The following is a 16,594-nucleotide window of genomic DNA, read 5'->3' as shown; positions in this document are numbered from 1 at the left end:
ACGGTCCAGTACGTGAACCGGGTATTGCGGACTGGACCCGGACCTTGGAGGATCAACCAGTCCTCCGATGGCTGCACACAATGGCCGCACCTATCGGCAGGCGTCGCGATCGAGGGAGAAAGTCATCATGAAGCTGCTGCGAGTCGGTACGACGGGGGCGGAGCGGCCCGCGCTGCTCGACGCCGGAGGAACCCTGCGCGACCTGTCGGGCGTCGTCGACGACATCGACGGGACCCTGCTCGCCGACGACGCCGCGCTCGCCCGGATCCGCGCCGCCGCGGAGTCCGGGGAACTGCCCGCGCTGGACGCGGAGTCGCGCGTCGGGCCGCCGCTGGCCCGCATCGGGAAGATCGTGTGCATCGGGCTGAACTACTACGACCACGCCCGTGAGACGGGCGCCGAGCCGCCCTCCGAGCCCGTGGTCTTCTTCAAGGCGCCCGACACGGTGGTGGGCCCCGAGGACACCGTGCTGGTGCCGCGCGGCTCCGCCAAGACCGACTGGGAGGTGGAGCTGGCCGTGGTCATCGGACGGACGGCCCGCTACGTCGAGTCGGCCGAGGCGGCGCTCACCCATGTCGCCGGGTACGCCGTCGCGCACGACGTGTCCGAGCGGGAGTTCCAGATCGAGCGGGGCGGGACCTGGGACAAGGGCAAGAACTGCGAGACGTTCAACCCGTTCGGGCCGTGGCTGGTGACGGCGGACGAGGTGCCCGACCCGCAGGCCCTGGGCCTCCGCCTCTGGGTCAACGGGGAGCTCAAGCAGGACGGCACGACCGCCGAGCAGATCTTCCCGGTGGGCGAGGTCGTGCGCTACGTCAGCCAGTTCATGACCCTCTACCCCGGGGACGTCATCAACACGGGCACGCCGGCCGGTGTCGCGCTGGGGCAGCCCGAGCCCAAGCCGTATCTGAGGGCCGGGGACGTCGTCGAGCTGGAGATCGACGGGCTCGGGCGGCAGCGGCAGGAGTTCAAGGACGCGTGAGTTTTTCGGCGGGGCGCCTGAGGGGCGGGGGGTGCGTTGCGTCGGCGAGTGCGGGCTCGTCGTGGCTTGTCGCGCAGTTCCCCGCGCCCCTTCGGGGCGCTGCTGCTCAGCTCAGTAGTGATGCCAGGTTGCGCCATGCCTGGCGCTGGAGGGTGTCCCTCGGGGTGCCGTCCACGATCTGGATGGCCACGTGGTCGGCGCCCGCCTCGTGGAAGGCGTTGATCCGGGTGCGGATGCGGTCCTCGTCGCCCCATGCGTACAGCGCGTCGATCAGCCGGTCGCTGCCGCCGCCGGACAGGTCGTCCTCCGTGAAGCCGAGGCGCAGGAAGTTGTTCGTGTAGTTCGGCAGCGTGAGGTACATCGCCAGGGCCTCCCGGGCCAGGGTGCGGGCGCGGCCCGGGTCGGTCTCCGGCACGACCTTGAACTCCGGTGCCAGCAGCGCCGATTCACCCAGGATCTCGCGGGCCTGCGCGGTGTGCTCCGGCGTCACCAGATACGGCACGACGCCCGCCGCCCGCTCCCGGGACAGCTCCAGGCTGCGCGGACCGAGCGCCGCCACGACCCGCCGGCCGACCGGCACCCCGCCCTTGTCGAGGCCGTCGAGGTAGGCGACCAGCGCCGAGTACGGACGCCGGTAGCCGGGGGCGAGCGGCGCGTGGCTCACCCCGAGGCCCAGCAGGAAGCGGCCGGGGTGCGCCGCCTCGACGTCGGCGAAGGCGGCGGCACTGGTCTCGGCGTCGTGGTCCCAGATGCTCTGGATGCTCGTGCCGACCACGAGCCGTGAGGTGCCTTCGAGCAGGGGCAGCGCGTTCCGGGGGGCGCTGCTGCCGCCGAGCCAGGCGGCGCCGAACCCGAGTTCCTCCAGTTCGGCGGCCGCCTCCGTGATCTCACCGCGCAGGTCCGGGTCCTCCGAGCGGAGCGCGACGCTCCAGACGCCGTACCGGCCGACCTGCTCCTTGACCTTCCGCGGGGCGGTTGTCGTGTCGCTCATCGATGGGTTCCCTCCGGGCGGGTGCCGTTCCAAGATCGCTGTCTGGTACGACAGTTCCAACCGGAGGGGGCGCCGGGATAGTCCCCGCGCCGTTCACGCGTCCAGGAAACTCTCCAGGGCCTCCACGACCAGCCGGTGGTCCTGGAGCTGGGGCAGCCCGGAGACGGTGACCGAGCCGATCACGCCCGCGCCGTCGACGTGGATCGGGAACGAGCCGCCGTGCGCCGCGTACACGTCGGGGTCGAGCCGCGAGGACTCCTCGAACGTGGTGCCCTTGGCCCGGAAACGGCTGCCGACCAGGTACGACGAGACGCCGTAGCGTTCCACCACCCGGCGTTTGCGGGCGATCCAGGCGTCGTTGTCCGGGGTGGAGCCCGGCAGGGCCGCGTGGAAGAGCTGCTGGCCGGCGCGGTGGATGTCGACGGCCACGGGCGCCTGGCGCTCGCGCGCCAGCTCCACGAGCAGCGAGCCGAGGGCCCACGCGTCCTCGTACGTGAACCGCGGCAGGACCAACCGGCGCTCCTGCGCCTCCAGTTCCTCGACGGTCGGGGTGATCTCAGGGGCCTGCTTCGGGGTGATCCGCGGGTGCTGCATCAGAGGGCCACCGCCACTCCGTCACGGGCGGACCGGCGGGCCGCCTCCAGGACGTCCAGCGCGTCCGCCGCCTCCAGGGCGGTCACCGGGTTGGGGCCCTCACCCCTGAGGGCGCGGGCCACGGCCGCGTAGAACGCCGGGTAGTCGCCGGGCAGGGTCGGTACGGGGGTGCCGCCGCCGGTGAGCGGGGACTCCCCGGCGCCGACGCGGCCCCACAGCTCCTCGGGCTCGGTGCCCCAGCCGGAGCCGGGCCGGCCGCCCTCGCGCAGCGCCGCCTCCTGCGGGTCCAGGCCGTGCTTCACATAGCCCGCGCGCGAGCCCAGGACGCGGAAGCGCGGGCCGAGCTGGGCGGCCGTCGAGGAGACGTGGAGGTGGGAGCGGACACCGTTCTCGTGGGTGAGCGCGAAGAACGTGTCGTCGTCGGCCGCGGCGCCGGACCGGCGGACGACGGACTCGGCGTACACCTGGGTCACGGGGCCGAAGAGGACCAGGGCCTGGTCGACGACGTGGCTGCCGAGGTCGTACAGCAGACCTCCGATCTCTGCCGGGTCGCCGGACTCGCGCCAGCCGCCCTTGAGCTGTGGGCGCCAGCGCTCGAAGCGGGACTCGAAGCGCCACACGTCGCCCAGCGCGCCGTCCGCGATCAGCTTGCGCAGGGTGAGGAAGTCGTTGTCCCAGCGGCGGTTCTGGAAGACCGACAGCAGCAGCCCGCGCTCGTCGGCGAGGGCCGCCAGCTTCCGCGCCTCGGCGGCCGTGCCGGCGATCGGCTTGTCGACCACCACCGGCAGGCCCGCCTCCAGCGCGGCCGTCGCCAGCGGGACGTGCGTCCTGTTCGGGGACGCGATGACGACGAGGTCCAGCTCGCCGGCGCGGTCGAGCAGCTCGTCCGGCCCGGCGGCCAGGGAGACGTCCGGGAACTCGGCGCGGGCCTGTTCCCGCCGCTCGGGGGCGGACGTGACGACCGTGTCGAGGGTCAGGCCCTCGGTCGCGGCGATCAGCGGGGCGTGGAACACGGAACCCGCGAGGCCGTAGCCGATCAGGCCCGTGCGGAGGGGTGTGCCAGTGGTACCAGTTGTCATGCGTCCCACTTTCGCAACGCTGTTGCCAAAGTGCAAGCGTCGGGGAGAATGGCGGGGTGAACAGCGTGGGTACGCAGGGCCGGGACGGGGTGCCGGGCACCAGGGGAGCGGCGGCGGGGCCGGGCGGGGCGAACCTGCTCGCGCTGCGCAGCCACAACACAGCGCTCGTGCTGGACCTGCTGCGCACCGCAGGGACCGAGGGGATCAGCAGGCTCGAACTCGCCGAGCGCACCGGGCTCACCCCGCAGGCCGTCAGCAAGATCACCGCCCGGCTGCGGGAGGAGGGGCTGGCGGCGGAGGCCGGGCGGCGGGCGTCGACCGGGGGCAAGCCGCGGACCGTGCTGCGGCTGGTGCCGGAGGCCGCGCACGCGGTGGGCGTCCATCTGGACCGGGACGAACTGCGGGCCGTGCTGGTCGACCTCGACGGGGCGGTGGTCGCCGAGGGGCGCGCCGACGTGGGGCTCGGGGCGGGGGCGGAGGCGGTCGTCGAGGGGGCGGCCCGGCAGGTGGAGGCGCTGCTGCCCGGGGCGCGCGGGGCGCTGCTCGGGGTGGGAGTGGCGCTGCCCGGACCGCTGGACCACGCGCGCGGGGTGCTGCGCCGGGTGACCGGGTTCCCCGAGTGGGAGGGGTTCCCCCTGCGGGACGCCCTCGCGGGGCGGCTGGGGGTGCCCGTGGTGGTGGACAAGGACACCAACGCTGCGGCGTTCGGGCTGGCCGTGGGCGGCGAGGACGTCTCGTTCGCGTATCTGCACCTCGGCACCGGGCTCGGTGCGGGGCTGGTGATCGGGGGGCGGGTGCACCGGGGGGCGCGGACCGGGGCGGGGGAGTTCGGGCACCAGGTGATCCAGCTGGACGGGCCGGTGTGCGAGTGCGGGAACCGGGGGTGCGTCGAGGCGCTGTGCCTCGGCGCGGTGGAGCGCGGGGACGTGCGGGAGGCGGCGCGGGTGCTTGGGGCGGGGGCCGCGAACCTGGTGGGGTTGCTGGACATCGATCTGGTGCTGCTCGGCGGGCGGACGATCGCCGCGGCGCCGGGGGAGTTCCTGGCGGGGGTCGGAGCGGTGCTGGGGGAGCGGGCCGAGCGGGAGCGCGGCGGGAGCGGGGACGCCGTGCCGGTGGGGATCGCCTTCGGCGGGGAGCGGGGGGTCGCGGTGGGGGCGGCGCAGTTGGTCGTGGGGCCGGTGTTCGGACGCGGGGAGGTGCGGCTGCCCGTGGCGGCGGGGCGGGGCTGATCGGGGGTTTTTGGGATCCGGCGCGGAGATTTGCCGGGAGGGTGGGTGTCCCGCCTGGATGGTTATGGCGGTATGAGAGGTTTTTCTGCCTTATTGGCTTCATCGGCTTCGTTGTCTCTCTCGTTGCCCCTCGCGCTCGCCGGGACCGCCCACGCCGCCGGCTCTCCCAGCTGCGCCGCGGAGGGCGACCTGGAGTTCCCGCTGACCGCCCGGATCCGGGGCGGACCGGAGTCGTACGTGGCCGGGGGCGGGTTCCGCACGTGGTTCGTCGACCTCAGGAACACCACCGACCGCTCCTGCGCCGACGTGCACCCGGTGGTCGTCCTCGTGGACGCGGAGCGGTCCCTCACCCCGGCCCAGGCCCGACTGGAGTTCTACGACGGCTCCCAACCGCGTTCCGTCGGCTTCGAGACCACCGACGAGCACGAACTCGTCGGTGTGTTCGAGGCGGACGGGTTCGACGGGTTCACGGTGGCGCCCGGCGGGACGGTCAGCGTGCGGATCAGGCTGGCGGTCACCTCCGACGCCGTGCCCAACGACGTCACCGCCGGCGCGGCCGTCGTCCAGCGGCACGAGGACGGCGAGGACGGCGACTGGGTCGGGCAGTCGAACGACTACCGGTTCCGGGTGGAGGGGCCCGACGGGGAACGGCGCGAGGAGGAGCCCGGTGAGGAGCCGGACGGGACGACGGACGAGGAGACGGCCGGCGGGACGGACCGGGAGACGCAAGGGGAAGCACAAGGGGAAGCACAAGGGGAAACAGAAGGAGAAAGGGAAGGGGGGACGGGCGAGGGCGACGGCACGGGCCGTACGTCCCCGGACGACGGCGGCGGTCCCGCCTCCCGGGCGCCGGCCGACGGCAGCGGCACCGGACCGCCCGCCTCGGCCCCCTCGGGGACCGGCCCACCGACGGCCACCACCGCCCCCGACGCCACCACCGCGTCCGAACTTCCCTACGCCGCCGGGGCCGCGGAGCCGGGTGACGGCGCCGACGAACTCGCGAGCACCGGTTCCGGCGTCGTGTACACCGCCGCGGCCGTCGCCGTGCTCGCCGTCGGCGGCGGCGCGTACACGGTGGCCCGCAGACGACGCTGAACCCTGCCGGGCGGCGCCGGCCACGTCCTCGACCGGGTGGCCCCGTGGCCCGGTGGCCGAACTCCCCTCGCTGGTCAGGGGGTTCGGGAGGGGCGCGGACCGGCGCGCGCGGGGGCGCCCGTCCGCGCCGTGAACGCGGCGTTCCCCAAGATCGGACCTGTGTCTAGGCTGGGGCCGACGCAGCAGCGCGTACGGCAGGAGACGGCAGATGTCAGATCGCAAGCCCATCGATTCGTGGCTCACCGACATGGACGGTGTGCTCATCCACGAGGGCGTTCCCATCCCCGGCGCCGACGCCTTCCTCAAGAAGCTGCGCGAGTCGGGCCGGCCCTTCCTGGTGCTCACCAACAACTCGATGTACACCCCGCGCGACCTGCACGCACGGCTGCACCGGATGGGCCTGGAGGTGCCGGTCGAGAACATCTGGACCTCGGCGCTTGCCACCGCCAAGTTCCTGGACGACCAGCGGCCCGGCGGCAGCGCCTATGTGATCGGCGAGGCGGGCCTGACCACCGCGCTGCACGACATCGGGTACATCCTCACCGACCAGGACCCCGACTACGTGGTCCTCGGTGAGACCCGCACCTACTCCTTCGAGGCCATGACCAAGGCCGTACGGCTGATCCAGGGCGGCGCCCGCTTCATCGCCACCAACCCGGACGAGACCGGCCCCTCCACCGAGGGCCCGTTGCCCGCCACCGGTGCCGTCGCCGCCCTGATCACCAAGGCCACCGGCAAGAGCCCGTACTTCGCGGGCAAGCCCAACCCGCTCATGATGCGCACGGGCCTGAACGCCATAGGCGCGCACTCCGAGAGCAGCGCGATGATCGGCGACCGCATGGACACCGACGTGCTGGCCGGCATGGAGGCGGGGATGCAGACCTTCCTCGTGCTCACCGGACTGACCCGGCCCGAGCAGGTCGAGGACTTCCCGTTCCGGCCGTCCAGGATCGTCGACTCGATCGCCGACCTCGTCGAGCGGATCTGACCCGGCGGATCCGGCCGGTCGGGACGATCACGGCTGAAACCCGTCGCCACCCGATCGGAGCAGTGACCGGCCCTCCGAGGATGCGGCGGCGGACCCGGCGCGGGAGCCTCCAGATGTCTGGAGGTTCACGATGGGCTCACTACGCCTCACTCTCTGCACGGGAATCCTGGTCGTCGGCGCGTTCGTCCCGACCGCGCACGCGGCCGACGGAGACGGCGTCCGGCTGACCCCGTCGTCCCCCGCCCCCGACAGCGACGTCGCCCTGCGTGTCAGCGGCTGCGCCTCGGGGACGGGGACGGCGGTCTCCGACGCCTTCGCCCGCGACACCGCCCTCGCGGGCACGGGCGGCACGCTCCGCGGCGAGGGCCGGATCGGGCCCCTGGTCCCGCCGGGTTCCTACGACGTCGTCGTCACCTGCGGCGACACCCGGCTCATCCGCACGGTGACGATCGCCGGCACCGAGCAGGCGGTCAGCTCCCTGGGAGAACAGGTCGCCCCGGTGCCCGCGGGCGGCGGCGGCATGGCGGCGCACTTCGCGTCCGTCGACCTGGGCTCCGACGGGCCGGGTGCCGCGCACGCGGTCACCGGGCTCGTCCTGGCCGGTCTCGCCGCGCTCGCCGTGGGGCTGCTGCCCCGGGCCCGCCGCGGCCGTGGCCGCCGCTGACCGCACCGGCACCTGGCCCGGTCGACGACCCGCTCCCCCAGCGGCCGCCGACCGGGCTGGTCCTCGACCGCGCGCGCCCGGGCTGCGGGAGTAACCCGGCGACCGGCGCGGGAGGCTTGGAGGCACGGTGGGTGAACACATCGGCCGGGGGCTGGGGCCGTCAGGGAGACTCTAGTGCCCCGGCAGGCGACGTTCGCCCGGGCAGACGTCGCCCGCCGGGGCACTGGAACGTGAGGGGCGCCCGGTTCCAGAGGTGGTGGACGTCGGGTTCCCGACCGCTCGCACTCCGTCATCACCGCAGGTCATCCGCTTCAGTTCGCGGGTCCGCCTGCCCCGCCCCGCAACTCCGTGTCGTCCAGGGTGCGTTCGAGGACGGCCCGTGCGACCAGGTCGACCGGCGTCCGGTGCCGGCGCGCGTACCGCCGCAGCACCCCGAACGCCTCGTCCGCGCCGACGCCCCAGCGCTCCGCGAGCATGCCCTTGGCCTGCTCGATCCGCACCCTGCTGGACAGCGCCTGCTGCAACTGCCCGGCCAGCGCGCGGTGTTGGTCGAACGCGCGCTGATTGTGCAGCCCGAGGGCCGCCGCGTCCGCGAGGACCTGCGCCAGCCGCAGCTCCGTCTCACCCGCCCAGACCGCCCAGACCGCCCCGCCCGCCCCGCCGTGACCGCCGTCGCCGCGGTGGCTGTCGCTGTGGTCGCCGTCGCCGTCGTCGTGGTCGTCGTCGTCCGGCGCGAACACGTTGAGCGCGCCGAGCAGGGTCTCGTGCCGGCGCAGCGGGACCGCGTACGTCACCGCGACGCCATGGGCCAGTGCCCGCGCGGTGAACTCCGGCCAGCGGGCGGTCTCGTGGGCCGCGCGGACCGACACAGGCGGCACCGGACGGCCGGAGCCGCAACTGTCCGCGCACGGCCCGCCGTGGCGCTGCGCCGCCAGCAGGTCGAGCGCGACCGCCTCCCGGCGGCTGCTCCCGGCCGGCGTCACCGTCCGCCCACCGCCGACCAGCATGACCCCGGCCGCCCGCGCGGACAGCAACTCCACGCAGTGGTCCGCGAGACGCTGGAGGTGGCGCCCGGTGTCGAAGCCCTCGGTGAGGGTGTCCGCGGCCTCCACCAGGGCCGCCGCCAGCCGTGTCTCCCGCTCGGTGTGGTGCATGACCGCGCACTCCCCCTTGCCGTCCGCCGCCGCGTCGAGGCTTCCGTACGCGCCCCTTTCCCCTCACGCGCCACGCCGTAACGACCCGTCGGCGAGGCCCGCCGGACCGGGGTGGGCGGCCCGGCGGATGTGCCACGATGACCCCTCGGACGAGTGCCCGCACCGGGGGAGGGCACGGGTGCTTCCAGGGGGGAGTCGCATGGACGTCGGCAGGGGTTCCCTGTCCTCGGCACGGGTGCGGGCGTCCGCCGCCGCGCTGGGGGCCGCACTGCTGGTCGCCGGCTGCTCGGCGGCCGACGACCGGGACCGGACGGGCGCAGGGATCGCCCAACGGCCCAAGGACACCGACCCGTTCTGGGTGAACCCGGACGGCAGCGCGGCCCGGCAGGTCGCCGCGTACGAGGAGGACGGCGCCGACGCGGACGCCGACCGCGTGCGGAGGATCGCCGAACAGCCCATGGGGGAGTGGATCCGGCCGGAGGACCCCGAGCGGCAGGCGCGCGAACTCACCCGCGCCGCCGCGGAGGCGGACCGCACCCCCGTGCTCGTGCTCTACAACATTCCGCACCGCGACTGCGGACAGTACTCGCGCGGCGGAGCCGCCGACGGCGCCGCCTACCGGGCCTGGATCGACGGCGTCGCCCGCGGCATCGGCGACCGCCCGGCCACCGTCGTCCTGGAACCGGACGCCGTGCCGCACCTGGTGGACGGCTGCGCTCCGGAGGAGGTCCACGAGGAGCGCTACGACCTCGTCGAGGGCGCCGTCACCACGCTCACGTCCCTGAAGAACACGGCGGTGTACGTCGACGCGGGCAACGCCGGCTGGATCAGCCCCGACCGGATGGCCGGACCCCTGCGGCGGGCCGGCGTCGAGCGGGCGGACGGGTTCGCGGTCAACGTGTCCAACTTCCACTCCACCGAGCGGTCCCTCGCGTACGGCAGGGAACTCTCGGCGAAGGTGGGCGGCAAGCACTTCGTCGTGGACACCGGCCGCAACGGCAACGGCCCCTACACCCAGGGCGATCCGGCGCAACGCTGGTGCAATCCGCCGGGCCGCGCCCTGGGCGAGCCCCCGACGACCAGGACGGCCGACCCCCTCGCCGACGCCTATCTGTGGGTCAAGCGCCCCGGCGAGTCGGACGGCGAGTGCCGGGGCGGCCCGAAGGCGGGCGAGTGGTGGCCGTCCTACGCCCTGGACCTGGCAGGGGCGTCGACTCCCCGGGGAGCGTGAGGGCGGGAGGCGCTACGGCACCCTCACCCACCGCGCCTTCGACGGCGTGCCCCGGTCGTCGGTCACGAACAGCATGTACCACCCCGACTGCACCAAGTTCCGGTTCTTCGGCACGGTCACCGTCACCTCGCCGCCCGACGTGGTGACGTCCAGGGCGACGGACCGCTGGTCGACGTCCGTGACATGGGTGGACGCGCTCGGCCGTATCAGCCGCGCCTTCCTGATCGCCGACGCGTCCCGGGACGTGAAGGTCGCGGACGCGCCCCGCGCGATCGTCGCCGGACCGCCCGACAGCGACGGCCGCGAACCCCGGTACAGATAGGGGGGCGTGTAGATCTCGACGCGCTGCTCGAACGTCCCCGGCTTGGTGTTCGCCGCGTCCGCGTACAGCGGGTCGGAGCCGAAGAACATCACCCGGCCGTCGGGCAGCAGGATCGACCCGGAGTGGTAGTTGCGCCCCACCAGCGGGTCGGCCACCCTCGTGAAGCTGTTGCCGTCGGGGTGGTAGAGGCGGGCCTGGAGGACGTCGGAGTAGCCGCGCCCCCGGTAGTCCCGCGAACCGCCCGACACGAGCACGGTGTCGTCGGGCAGGATCGAGGACTGCGGATAGCGCGTGCCCTGCTCCAGCGACGGCCCGTCCGTGAACCTCGGCTCGGCCGCCTTGAGGTCGACCAGCCGGGTGCGCCTGCTGGACGACGGGGACTCACCGACGCCGCCCCCGCCGATCACCAGGTACTTCTCGTCCTGCGCCGGTGGCAGCAGCACGGTCCCCGAGGTCTCCATCAGCTTCGCGTCGCCGAGCCCCGGCACCTTGGTGAACCTGTTGGTGGCGACGTCCCAGACGCCCGGGTCACGGCCGACGTCGTCGGGGCCGTAGCCCGCGTTGGAGCCCGAGTAGAAGACCTTCCCGTTCTGCATCAGGAACAGCGCCGGGTACGTCGGGAACTGCCGGGCCTTCGGCGTGTACGTCCACTTCCCGGTCTCCGGGTCGAAGACCTCGTTCTTGCCGGGGACCAACTGCCCGATGTCGTCCAGGCCGGAGACGCTGAGGACCCGCCCGTCGGACAGCGTCGTCAGCGTCGGGTACCAGCGGGCCTCGTTCATCGGATCGACCTTGACGTACCGCTCGGCGACCGGATCGAACTCGAACGCGTCCCGGATGCCCTGGAAGTCCTTCTTGTCGAGCGCCAGCTTCTGCGCCACGCCGTACGTGTTGCGCGCGGCGGCGCCCGACAGGCCCCGCACCCGGTAGTTGTCCTGGGTGCCCGTCTCGTACGCGCGGCCGCTCCTGCGCGCCTCCACGTAGATCCGGCCGAGCCCCGGGTCGTTGCGCAGGAAGGCGCCGGTGACCGGGTCGAAGACCTTCTTCGCGCGCGGCACGAGGACGGGGTCCTTCGACACGAACGTGCGGGCGTTCACCTTGCCGGTGAACTCGGTCCCCGCGGGCAGGGTGATCGGCTCGTCCGGGTTCTCGTTGTGCACCACCATCAGCCCGCCGGCCTTGGTGACGTCGCCCTTGAGCTTCTCGTACCGCTTGGTGCCGCCCGCGATCAGCAGGTTGCCGTCGCCGAGCTGGGTGTGCCCGGTGCAGAACAGGTCGCTCGGTGTGGGCACCTTCTTGATCGTGCCCTTCACCGGGTCCCAGAGCCGGGTGTCGAACCTCTTCGCGTCGAAGTTCGCCTGGTTGTTGCCCGATCCCGCGACGAGCAGCACCTTGCCGGTGCGCAGCAGCGCCGCGTGGATGGTGTGCTGGCGGTACTCCTCGGGGAACTCGACGATCTCCCAGCGGCCGTTCGCCGCCTTGTACTCGGGCCTGTCGATCTTGTACTCGTGGTACTTCGCGGTCCCGAAGCGGTACAGCCAGGGTCCGTTCATCCCGGCCAGCGCGACGAACACCGCGGTTCCCGTCAGCAGCCGACGCGCGCGGCGCCGTCCGGCACGGTCCTTCATTCCTGGCGTTCCCCTCGTCCACCCATGACGATGCGCATGGTCGGCTCGTCCGTGTACGGCTGCCGCGGCGGGGCGTGCGGCGTGGGCACGGCGTCCCGCGGTCCCGGTTCCGCCGCCGGGGCGGAGGCGGCCTTCCGCTCCTGGCGCAGCGTGTACCGCCAGGCGAGGACCGGTGCGGCGGTGATCAGCATGGCGAAGACCGCCCAGGTGATCATCGCGGGGTGCGCATGGCCGAGGGCGAAACCGGCGACGAGCGAGCCGCCGAAGACCAGGACGAAGAACCAGTGGATGCGGAACGTCCCGAACAGCGTGTCGGGGCTGGCCGATTCGCCCTTGGGCGTCACCACGAACCCGCTCTTGCGCCGCAACACCGCGTCCATCAGCGAACGGGCGTAGACGGGCGCCGACAGCGCGGACATCACCATGCCCGCGACCCCGCCCGACCCCTCCGGCTCGTGCGGGGAGACGTTGTGCCGCCGGTTCCAGACGTAGAGGCCGATCTGGAGGGCGGAGGCGTTGCCGTAGAGCATCAGCCACACCGTCGGGTCGATGTTCACGCCGGAGGCGCCGAGCCCCAGGAACAGCGCACAACTCAGCGCCGCCAGGATCCAGTTGAGGGCCGACATCGGATAGAAGACGATCATCAGGGTGTAGTTGAGGAGCTTGCCGGGCGGCAGCGAGAAGAAGCCCTTCCAGTACTGTTTGAGGATCGTCTCGTACGTCCCGCGCGACCAGCGCAGCTGCTGGGTGAAGAAGTCCGTCCAGGCGTTCGGGCCCTCGCCGACCGCGAGCACGTCCGGCGTGTAGACCGAGCGCCACTTGCGGCCGGTCGCCGGGTTGGTGGCCCGGTGCATCTCGAAGCCGGTGGCCATGTCCTCGGTGATCGAGTCGTACAACCCGCCGATCTGCCGGATCGCCCTGATCCGCACGGCATTGGAGGTGCCGACGAACATCGGGGCGCCGTAGCGGTTGCCGGCCCGCTGGATCAGCGCGTGGAAGAGGAACTGCTGCGACTCGGCGGCCTTGGTGACGAGGGAGTCGTAGTTGCCGTACACCTGCGGGCCGATGACGAAGCCGACGTCCGGGTCCCGGAAGTAACCGAGCATCCGCTCCAGGTAGTTGGGCAGCGGGACGTGGTCGGTGTCGACGGAGGCGAAGAAGTCGTAGCGGTCGCCGTGGGCGTCCAGCCAGGCGTTGTAGTTGCCGTGCTTGGTCTTCGCGCGGTGCGGGCCCCCGGGCTGGTTCCACCGGGCCACGCCCTTGCGGGAGAAGTGGTGGACGCCGAGGCGGGCGCAGACCTCCTTGACCGCCGGGTCGTCGCCCTCGTCGAGCAGCCACACGTGCAACTCGCCCCGGTGACGCAGCCGTACGGCCGCCTCCAGGGTCCGGGTGACCATCTCCAGGGGTTCCTTGCCCGGCACGAAGGAGGTGAGGAAGGCGACCCGGGTGCCGGTCTCGGGGACCACGGGGACCGGGTCGCGGGCGACGAGCGTGGCGTGCGCGTTGGACAGGACGTTCACGCAGCGGAAGAACTCGATCAGGCCGATCGAGACGAGCATGACGCCGTCGAGCGCCGGCAGGAAGTCGTAGGCGGGGTCGTCGCGTTCGGTCCAGTGGTCGGGCTGGAGCAGCCAGCCGAGCAGGACCAGCGACAGCAGGGGTGCGGCGCCCAGCATGAGCGCCGCGCGTATCCGGTGCGGCTCCTGGGACAGCAGCGAGCGGTACTGCACCCGGTACGGCCGGTCGGGCGCGGGCTCGGTGAGGGGGCCCGCGAGCCGGCTGTAGTGCTCGTAGTCGTACTTCGGCAGGCTCCTCCTGATCCTGCGGAACGTTCCCGTGCGGCTCAGGCGGTGCGCGGGCACCCGGAGCTGCGCGGTCTGTGACGGGTCGAATTCCGGCCGGGCACCGGTCGGCGTCGACGTCATGAATCATTCCCCCCGCACGCTTGGTCGGCGCGTGCTGTCGGTGCGTCCGCCCGGTCGGTCCCCCGAGTCCTTCACAGGCGTGTTGACAGTGGGTCGTGGTCACCACGTTCCGCACACCTTATAGACAGGGAACGGCGTCCTCCCGGTTGCGCGGGGGCTTCCTCCGCGTCATCCGGGACACTAAGTGATCACATGACGTGAAACCCGGTATTCACCGGTCATACCGTTTCATTGTGGCGTTTGCAGGGATCTCCGGGCCCGGTCGCGACGGACGGCGACAGCCGTGCGCGGATGTGGCCGAAGTGGTCCCTTATGGCCGCCTCGGCCCGTATGGAATCGCCGGAGCGCACCGCGTCCAGGATCTCCCGGTGTTGGAGACAGGTGACCCGCGGATCCTGCCGTACGTCGACGAGATCCTGCTGGACGCGGTGGAAGGCGTCCCAGAACGCCTCCAGGACCTCGCTCAGCAACGCGTTGTCCAGGCCCCGGTAGAGGGTGGCGTGAAAGGCGCGGTCGGTCTCGGCGAGACCGGTGCCGCGGGCCGCCTGGTCCTCCATGCGCTCGACGAGTTCGGTGAGTTCGGTCACATCTCGCTCGGGGAGTCGTCCGGCGAGCCGGGAGACGAGCCCCGTCTCCACCGCCTCGCGCAGTTCGAGCAGCTGCACCAGGGAGTCCTCGCCGCGGTAGTGCCCGGCGACCGTGCGGAAGGCGAGGCCCTCGACCATGGGGGCGAGGGACATCGGGCCGACGTAGGTGCCGAAGCCGTGCCGGATCTCCACGATGCCCATGGCCTGGAGCGCTTTCAGTGCCTCGCGCACGGAGTTCCGGCTGGCGCCGAGGAAGCGCATCAGCTCGGGCTCGGTCGGCAGCAGGGCCCCGGAGGGCAGTCGCCGGTCGACGATGAGCTTCTTGATCCGCTCTTGAAGGTCTCGGGCCGCCATGGCCAGAGCGTATCCGGCCAATCGGGCGGAGGACCTGCTTCCGGCCGCCAGCTTCCTGCTCAGGGCCGTGCGGAAACAGAGACGGCGAGATGGTTCGCGTTTCCGCGAACCCGCCTCGCCATCGTCATCGTGCGCCGCCAGGGACTCGAACCCCGGACCCGCTGATTAAGAGTCAGCTGCTCTAACCAACTGAGCTAGCGGCGCCTGCTGACATCGAGAACTCTACCCGACCTCCGGGGGTGCTCCCGACCGCCGGTCACCGGGGCGAGGCCCGTGCGACGGGTGCCGTACATCATTCGGACCGTCAACATGCGCGCCGCGAAGACAGTTGAGAAACTGATCAATGTGCACAGACGCGGACATTTCAACCCGGAATGTGAGGGGGATCGCATGGCGACTCCGGTGTTCGAGGAATTCGATCCGGTGAGCGACTGTGACTGCCCCGGATGTGTCCACTGGCGCCGGGTGAGCCCCCGCTCGCTGCCCGGCCGGTTCGGCGGCCACCCCGCCGCGAGCCGCGCCCTGGTCGTGGCCGCCGCCACGTCCGCCGCCCTCGGCGCGGGCCACGCGGCCCCCGCCCTCGCCGCCGCCCCGTCCGTCTCCGAGCGGCCCGGCGTCCCGGTGGACCCGGAACCCGACACCCCGCAGGGCACCAAGGCCCCGCTGCACGGCCCCGGCGGCAAGCCCGCCACCTCGGCCCCCCTGCCCACCGCCACCCGCACGGAGATCATCAACCGGGCCAAGGCCTGGATCACCGCGCAGGTGCCGTACAGCATGTCCGCCTACTGGTCCGACGGTTACCGCCAGGACTGCTCGGGCTTCGTCTCGATGGCCTGGGGGCTGCCGGGCAACGAGTGGACGGGCAGCCTCGCGCAGTTCGGCGTGAAGATCACCAAGGCGGAGCTCCAGCCCGGCGACATCCTGCTGTTCCACAACCCGGCCAACCCCTCCAACGGCTCCCACGTGGTGATCTTCGGCGGCTGGACCGACTACACGCACACCTACTACACCGCCTACGAGCAGACGCCCCCGCACACCCGCAAGCAGTCCACGCCGTACGCCTACTGGAGCCACTCCGACAAGTACGTCCCCTACCGCTACAAGGGGGTGGCGTCCGGTACGTCGGGTGCGCAGCCGGCGGCCGGCACCAAGGCGGGCCCCTTCCCGGGCGCGGGCTACTTCGGTCCGGGCGCGGACAACAAGTACGTCACCCGGCTCGGGGAGATGCTGATCGCGCGCGGCGCCGGGCCGTACTACGCCCAGGGCCCCGGCCCGCGCTGGTCGGACGCCGACCGGCGGGCGACCCAGGCGTTCCAGAAGGCCCAGGGCTGGACGGGCGCGGACGCCGACGGCCTGCCAGGACCCGGCACCTGGGACCTGCTGAGCGCCGGCCGGGGCAAGGACATCCCGTCCGGCCCGGCCGCCCCGGCCTCGCACGGCGTCCCCGGCTACCCGGGCCGCGGCATGTTCCGCCCCGGCGCGGCCAACGACTACGTCACCCGGTTGGGCAAGCAGCTGGTGAAGAAGGGGTACGGCCGCTTCTACGCCACCGGTCCGGGACCGCGCTGGGGCGAGGCGGACCGGCGGGCCGTCGAGGCGTTCCAGCGCGCCCAGGGCTGGCGCGGCGGCGCGGCCGACGGCTACCCCGGCCCCGAGACCTGGCGGCGGCTGTTCGTCTAGGGCGTGTTTCGAAAGTGGCGCCGTCCGCCCGGAGGGCGGGGCCCGCGGCGTCTGGTGCGTGCAATCGCAAGGCGGAGGATCGCCCTCGTAC

14 protein-coding genes and 1 tRNA gene are annotated in these 16,594 nt (G+C 72.7%); 7 read left to right on the top strand and 8 right to left on the bottom strand.

Features of this window, described 5'->3' with window-relative positions; all coding sequences use genetic code 11:
- Positions 1–127: 127 nt before the first annotated feature.
- Entirely contained in the window at positions 128–982 is an 855-nt protein-coding gene (locus tag AB0F77_RS38505) for a fumarylacetoacetate hydrolase family protein (protein ID WP_361958035.1), read from the top strand.
- A gap of 106 nt (positions 983–1,088) precedes the next feature.
- Here AB0F77_RS38505 and AB0F77_RS38500 read toward each other — a convergent pair whose 3' ends face one another.
- The 3 genes from AB0F77_RS38500 to AB0F77_RS38490 all read right to left on the bottom strand — a co-directional run bounded on the left by AB0F77_RS38500 (position 1,089) and on the right by AB0F77_RS38490 (position 3,646).
- The gene (locus AB0F77_RS38500) at positions 1,089–1,973 is read right to left on the bottom strand and encodes an LLM class F420-dependent oxidoreductase (RefSeq protein ID WP_361958032.1); all 885 of its coding nucleotides are present in this window, start codon (positions 1,971–1,973) and stop codon (positions 1,089–1,091) included.
- A gap of 93 nt (positions 1,974–2,066) precedes the next feature.
- The gene (locus tag AB0F77_RS38495) at positions 2,067–2,567 is read right to left on the bottom strand and encodes a heme-degrading domain-containing protein (RefSeq protein WP_361958029.1); all 501 of its coding nucleotides are present in this window, start codon (positions 2,565–2,567) and stop codon (positions 2,067–2,069) included.
- On the bottom strand, positions 2,567–3,646 hold the full coding sequence (locus AB0F77_RS38490) for a Gfo/Idh/MocA family oxidoreductase (RefSeq protein WP_361958027.1): 1,080 nt from the start codon (positions 3,644–3,646) through the stop codon (positions 2,567–2,569). Before AB0F77_RS38490 ends, AB0F77_RS38495 begins: the two co-directional genes overlap by 1 nt.
- A 65-nt stretch (positions 3,647–3,711) precedes the next feature.
- Between AB0F77_RS38490 and AB0F77_RS38485 the strand changes: the two genes are divergently transcribed.
- From AB0F77_RS38485 to AB0F77_RS38470, 4 genes are all read left to right on the top strand, one after another.
- On the top strand, positions 3,712–4,875 hold the full coding sequence (locus tag AB0F77_RS38485; RefSeq protein ID WP_361958134.1) for an ROK family transcriptional regulator: 1,164 nt from the start codon (positions 3,712–3,714) through the stop codon (positions 4,873–4,875).
- A 123-nt stretch (positions 4,876–4,998) separates the two neighbouring features.
- Positions 4,999–5,970: a hypothetical protein gene (locus AB0F77_RS38480; protein WP_361958024.1), complete on the top strand. Its 972-nt coding sequence runs from the start codon at positions 4,999–5,001 to the stop codon at positions 5,968–5,970.
- Positions 5,971–6,178: 208 nt separating this feature from the next.
- Positions 6,179–6,958 (top strand): HAD-IIA family hydrolase, encoded by a 780-nt coding sequence (locus AB0F77_RS38475; protein WP_361958021.1) that lies wholly within the window; start codon positions 6,179–6,181, stop codon positions 6,956–6,958.
- 130 nt (positions 6,959–7,088) lie between these two features.
- On the top strand, positions 7,089–7,622 hold the full coding sequence (locus AB0F77_RS38470) for a hypothetical protein (RefSeq protein WP_361958018.1): 534 nt from the start codon (positions 7,089–7,091) through the stop codon (positions 7,620–7,622).
- Positions 7,623–7,933: 311 nt separating this feature from the next.
- Here the strand turns inward: AB0F77_RS38470 and AB0F77_RS38465 are convergent, their stop codons facing one another.
- A complete protein-coding gene (locus AB0F77_RS38465; RefSeq protein ID WP_361958015.1) occupies positions 7,934–8,776 on the bottom strand; it encodes an ANTAR domain-containing protein in 843 nt (280 codons plus the stop codon).
- Positions 8,777–8,975: 199 nt separating this feature from the next.
- On the opposite strand from AB0F77_RS38465, the gene AB0F77_RS38460 reads away from it, so the two are divergent.
- On the top strand, positions 8,976–10,007 hold the full coding sequence (locus AB0F77_RS38460; RefSeq protein ID WP_361958012.1) for a glycoside hydrolase family 6 protein: 1,032 nt from the start codon (positions 8,976–8,978) through the stop codon (positions 10,005–10,007).
- A gap of 12 nt (positions 10,008–10,019) precedes the next feature.
- On the opposite strand, the gene AB0F77_RS38455 is transcribed toward AB0F77_RS38460, so the two are convergent.
- The 4 genes from AB0F77_RS38455 to AB0F77_RS38440 form a co-directional block, all read right to left on the bottom strand.
- The gene (locus tag AB0F77_RS38455) at positions 10,020–11,957 is read right to left on the bottom strand and encodes a kelch motif-containing protein (protein ID WP_361958009.1); all 1,938 of its coding nucleotides are present in this window, start codon (positions 11,955–11,957) and stop codon (positions 10,020–10,022) included.
- Entirely contained in the window at positions 11,954–13,882 is a 1,929-nt protein-coding gene (locus tag AB0F77_RS38450) for a glycosyltransferase family 2 protein (RefSeq protein WP_361958006.1), read from the bottom strand. Before AB0F77_RS38450 ends, AB0F77_RS38455 begins: the two co-directional genes overlap by 4 nt.
- 218 nt (positions 13,883–14,100) lie before the next feature.
- Complete coding sequence (locus AB0F77_RS38445) at positions 14,101–14,823, bottom strand: FadR/GntR family transcriptional regulator (RefSeq protein WP_361958003.1); 723 nt, start codon at positions 14,821–14,823, stop codon at positions 14,101–14,103.
- A gap of 130 nt (positions 14,824–14,953) precedes the next feature.
- Positions 14,954–15,027: transfer RNA gene (locus AB0F77_RS38440), tRNA-Lys, on the bottom strand.
- 186 nt (positions 15,028–15,213) lie between these two features.
- Between AB0F77_RS38440 and AB0F77_RS38435 the strand changes: the two genes are divergently transcribed.
- A complete protein-coding gene (locus tag AB0F77_RS38435) occupies positions 15,214–16,503 on the top strand; it encodes a peptidoglycan-binding protein (protein WP_361958000.1) in 1,290 nt (429 codons plus the stop codon).
- The last annotated feature ends 91 nt before the right edge of the window (positions 16,504–16,594 follow it).

Source organism: Streptomyces sp. NPDC026672 (assembly GCF_040638185.1).
Classification (GTDB): Bacteria; Actinomycetota; Actinomycetes; order Streptomycetales; family Streptomycetaceae; genus Streptomyces.
Note: the sequence above shows the minus strand (reverse complement) of the source record. Positions and strands in the feature narration are given on the sequence as shown.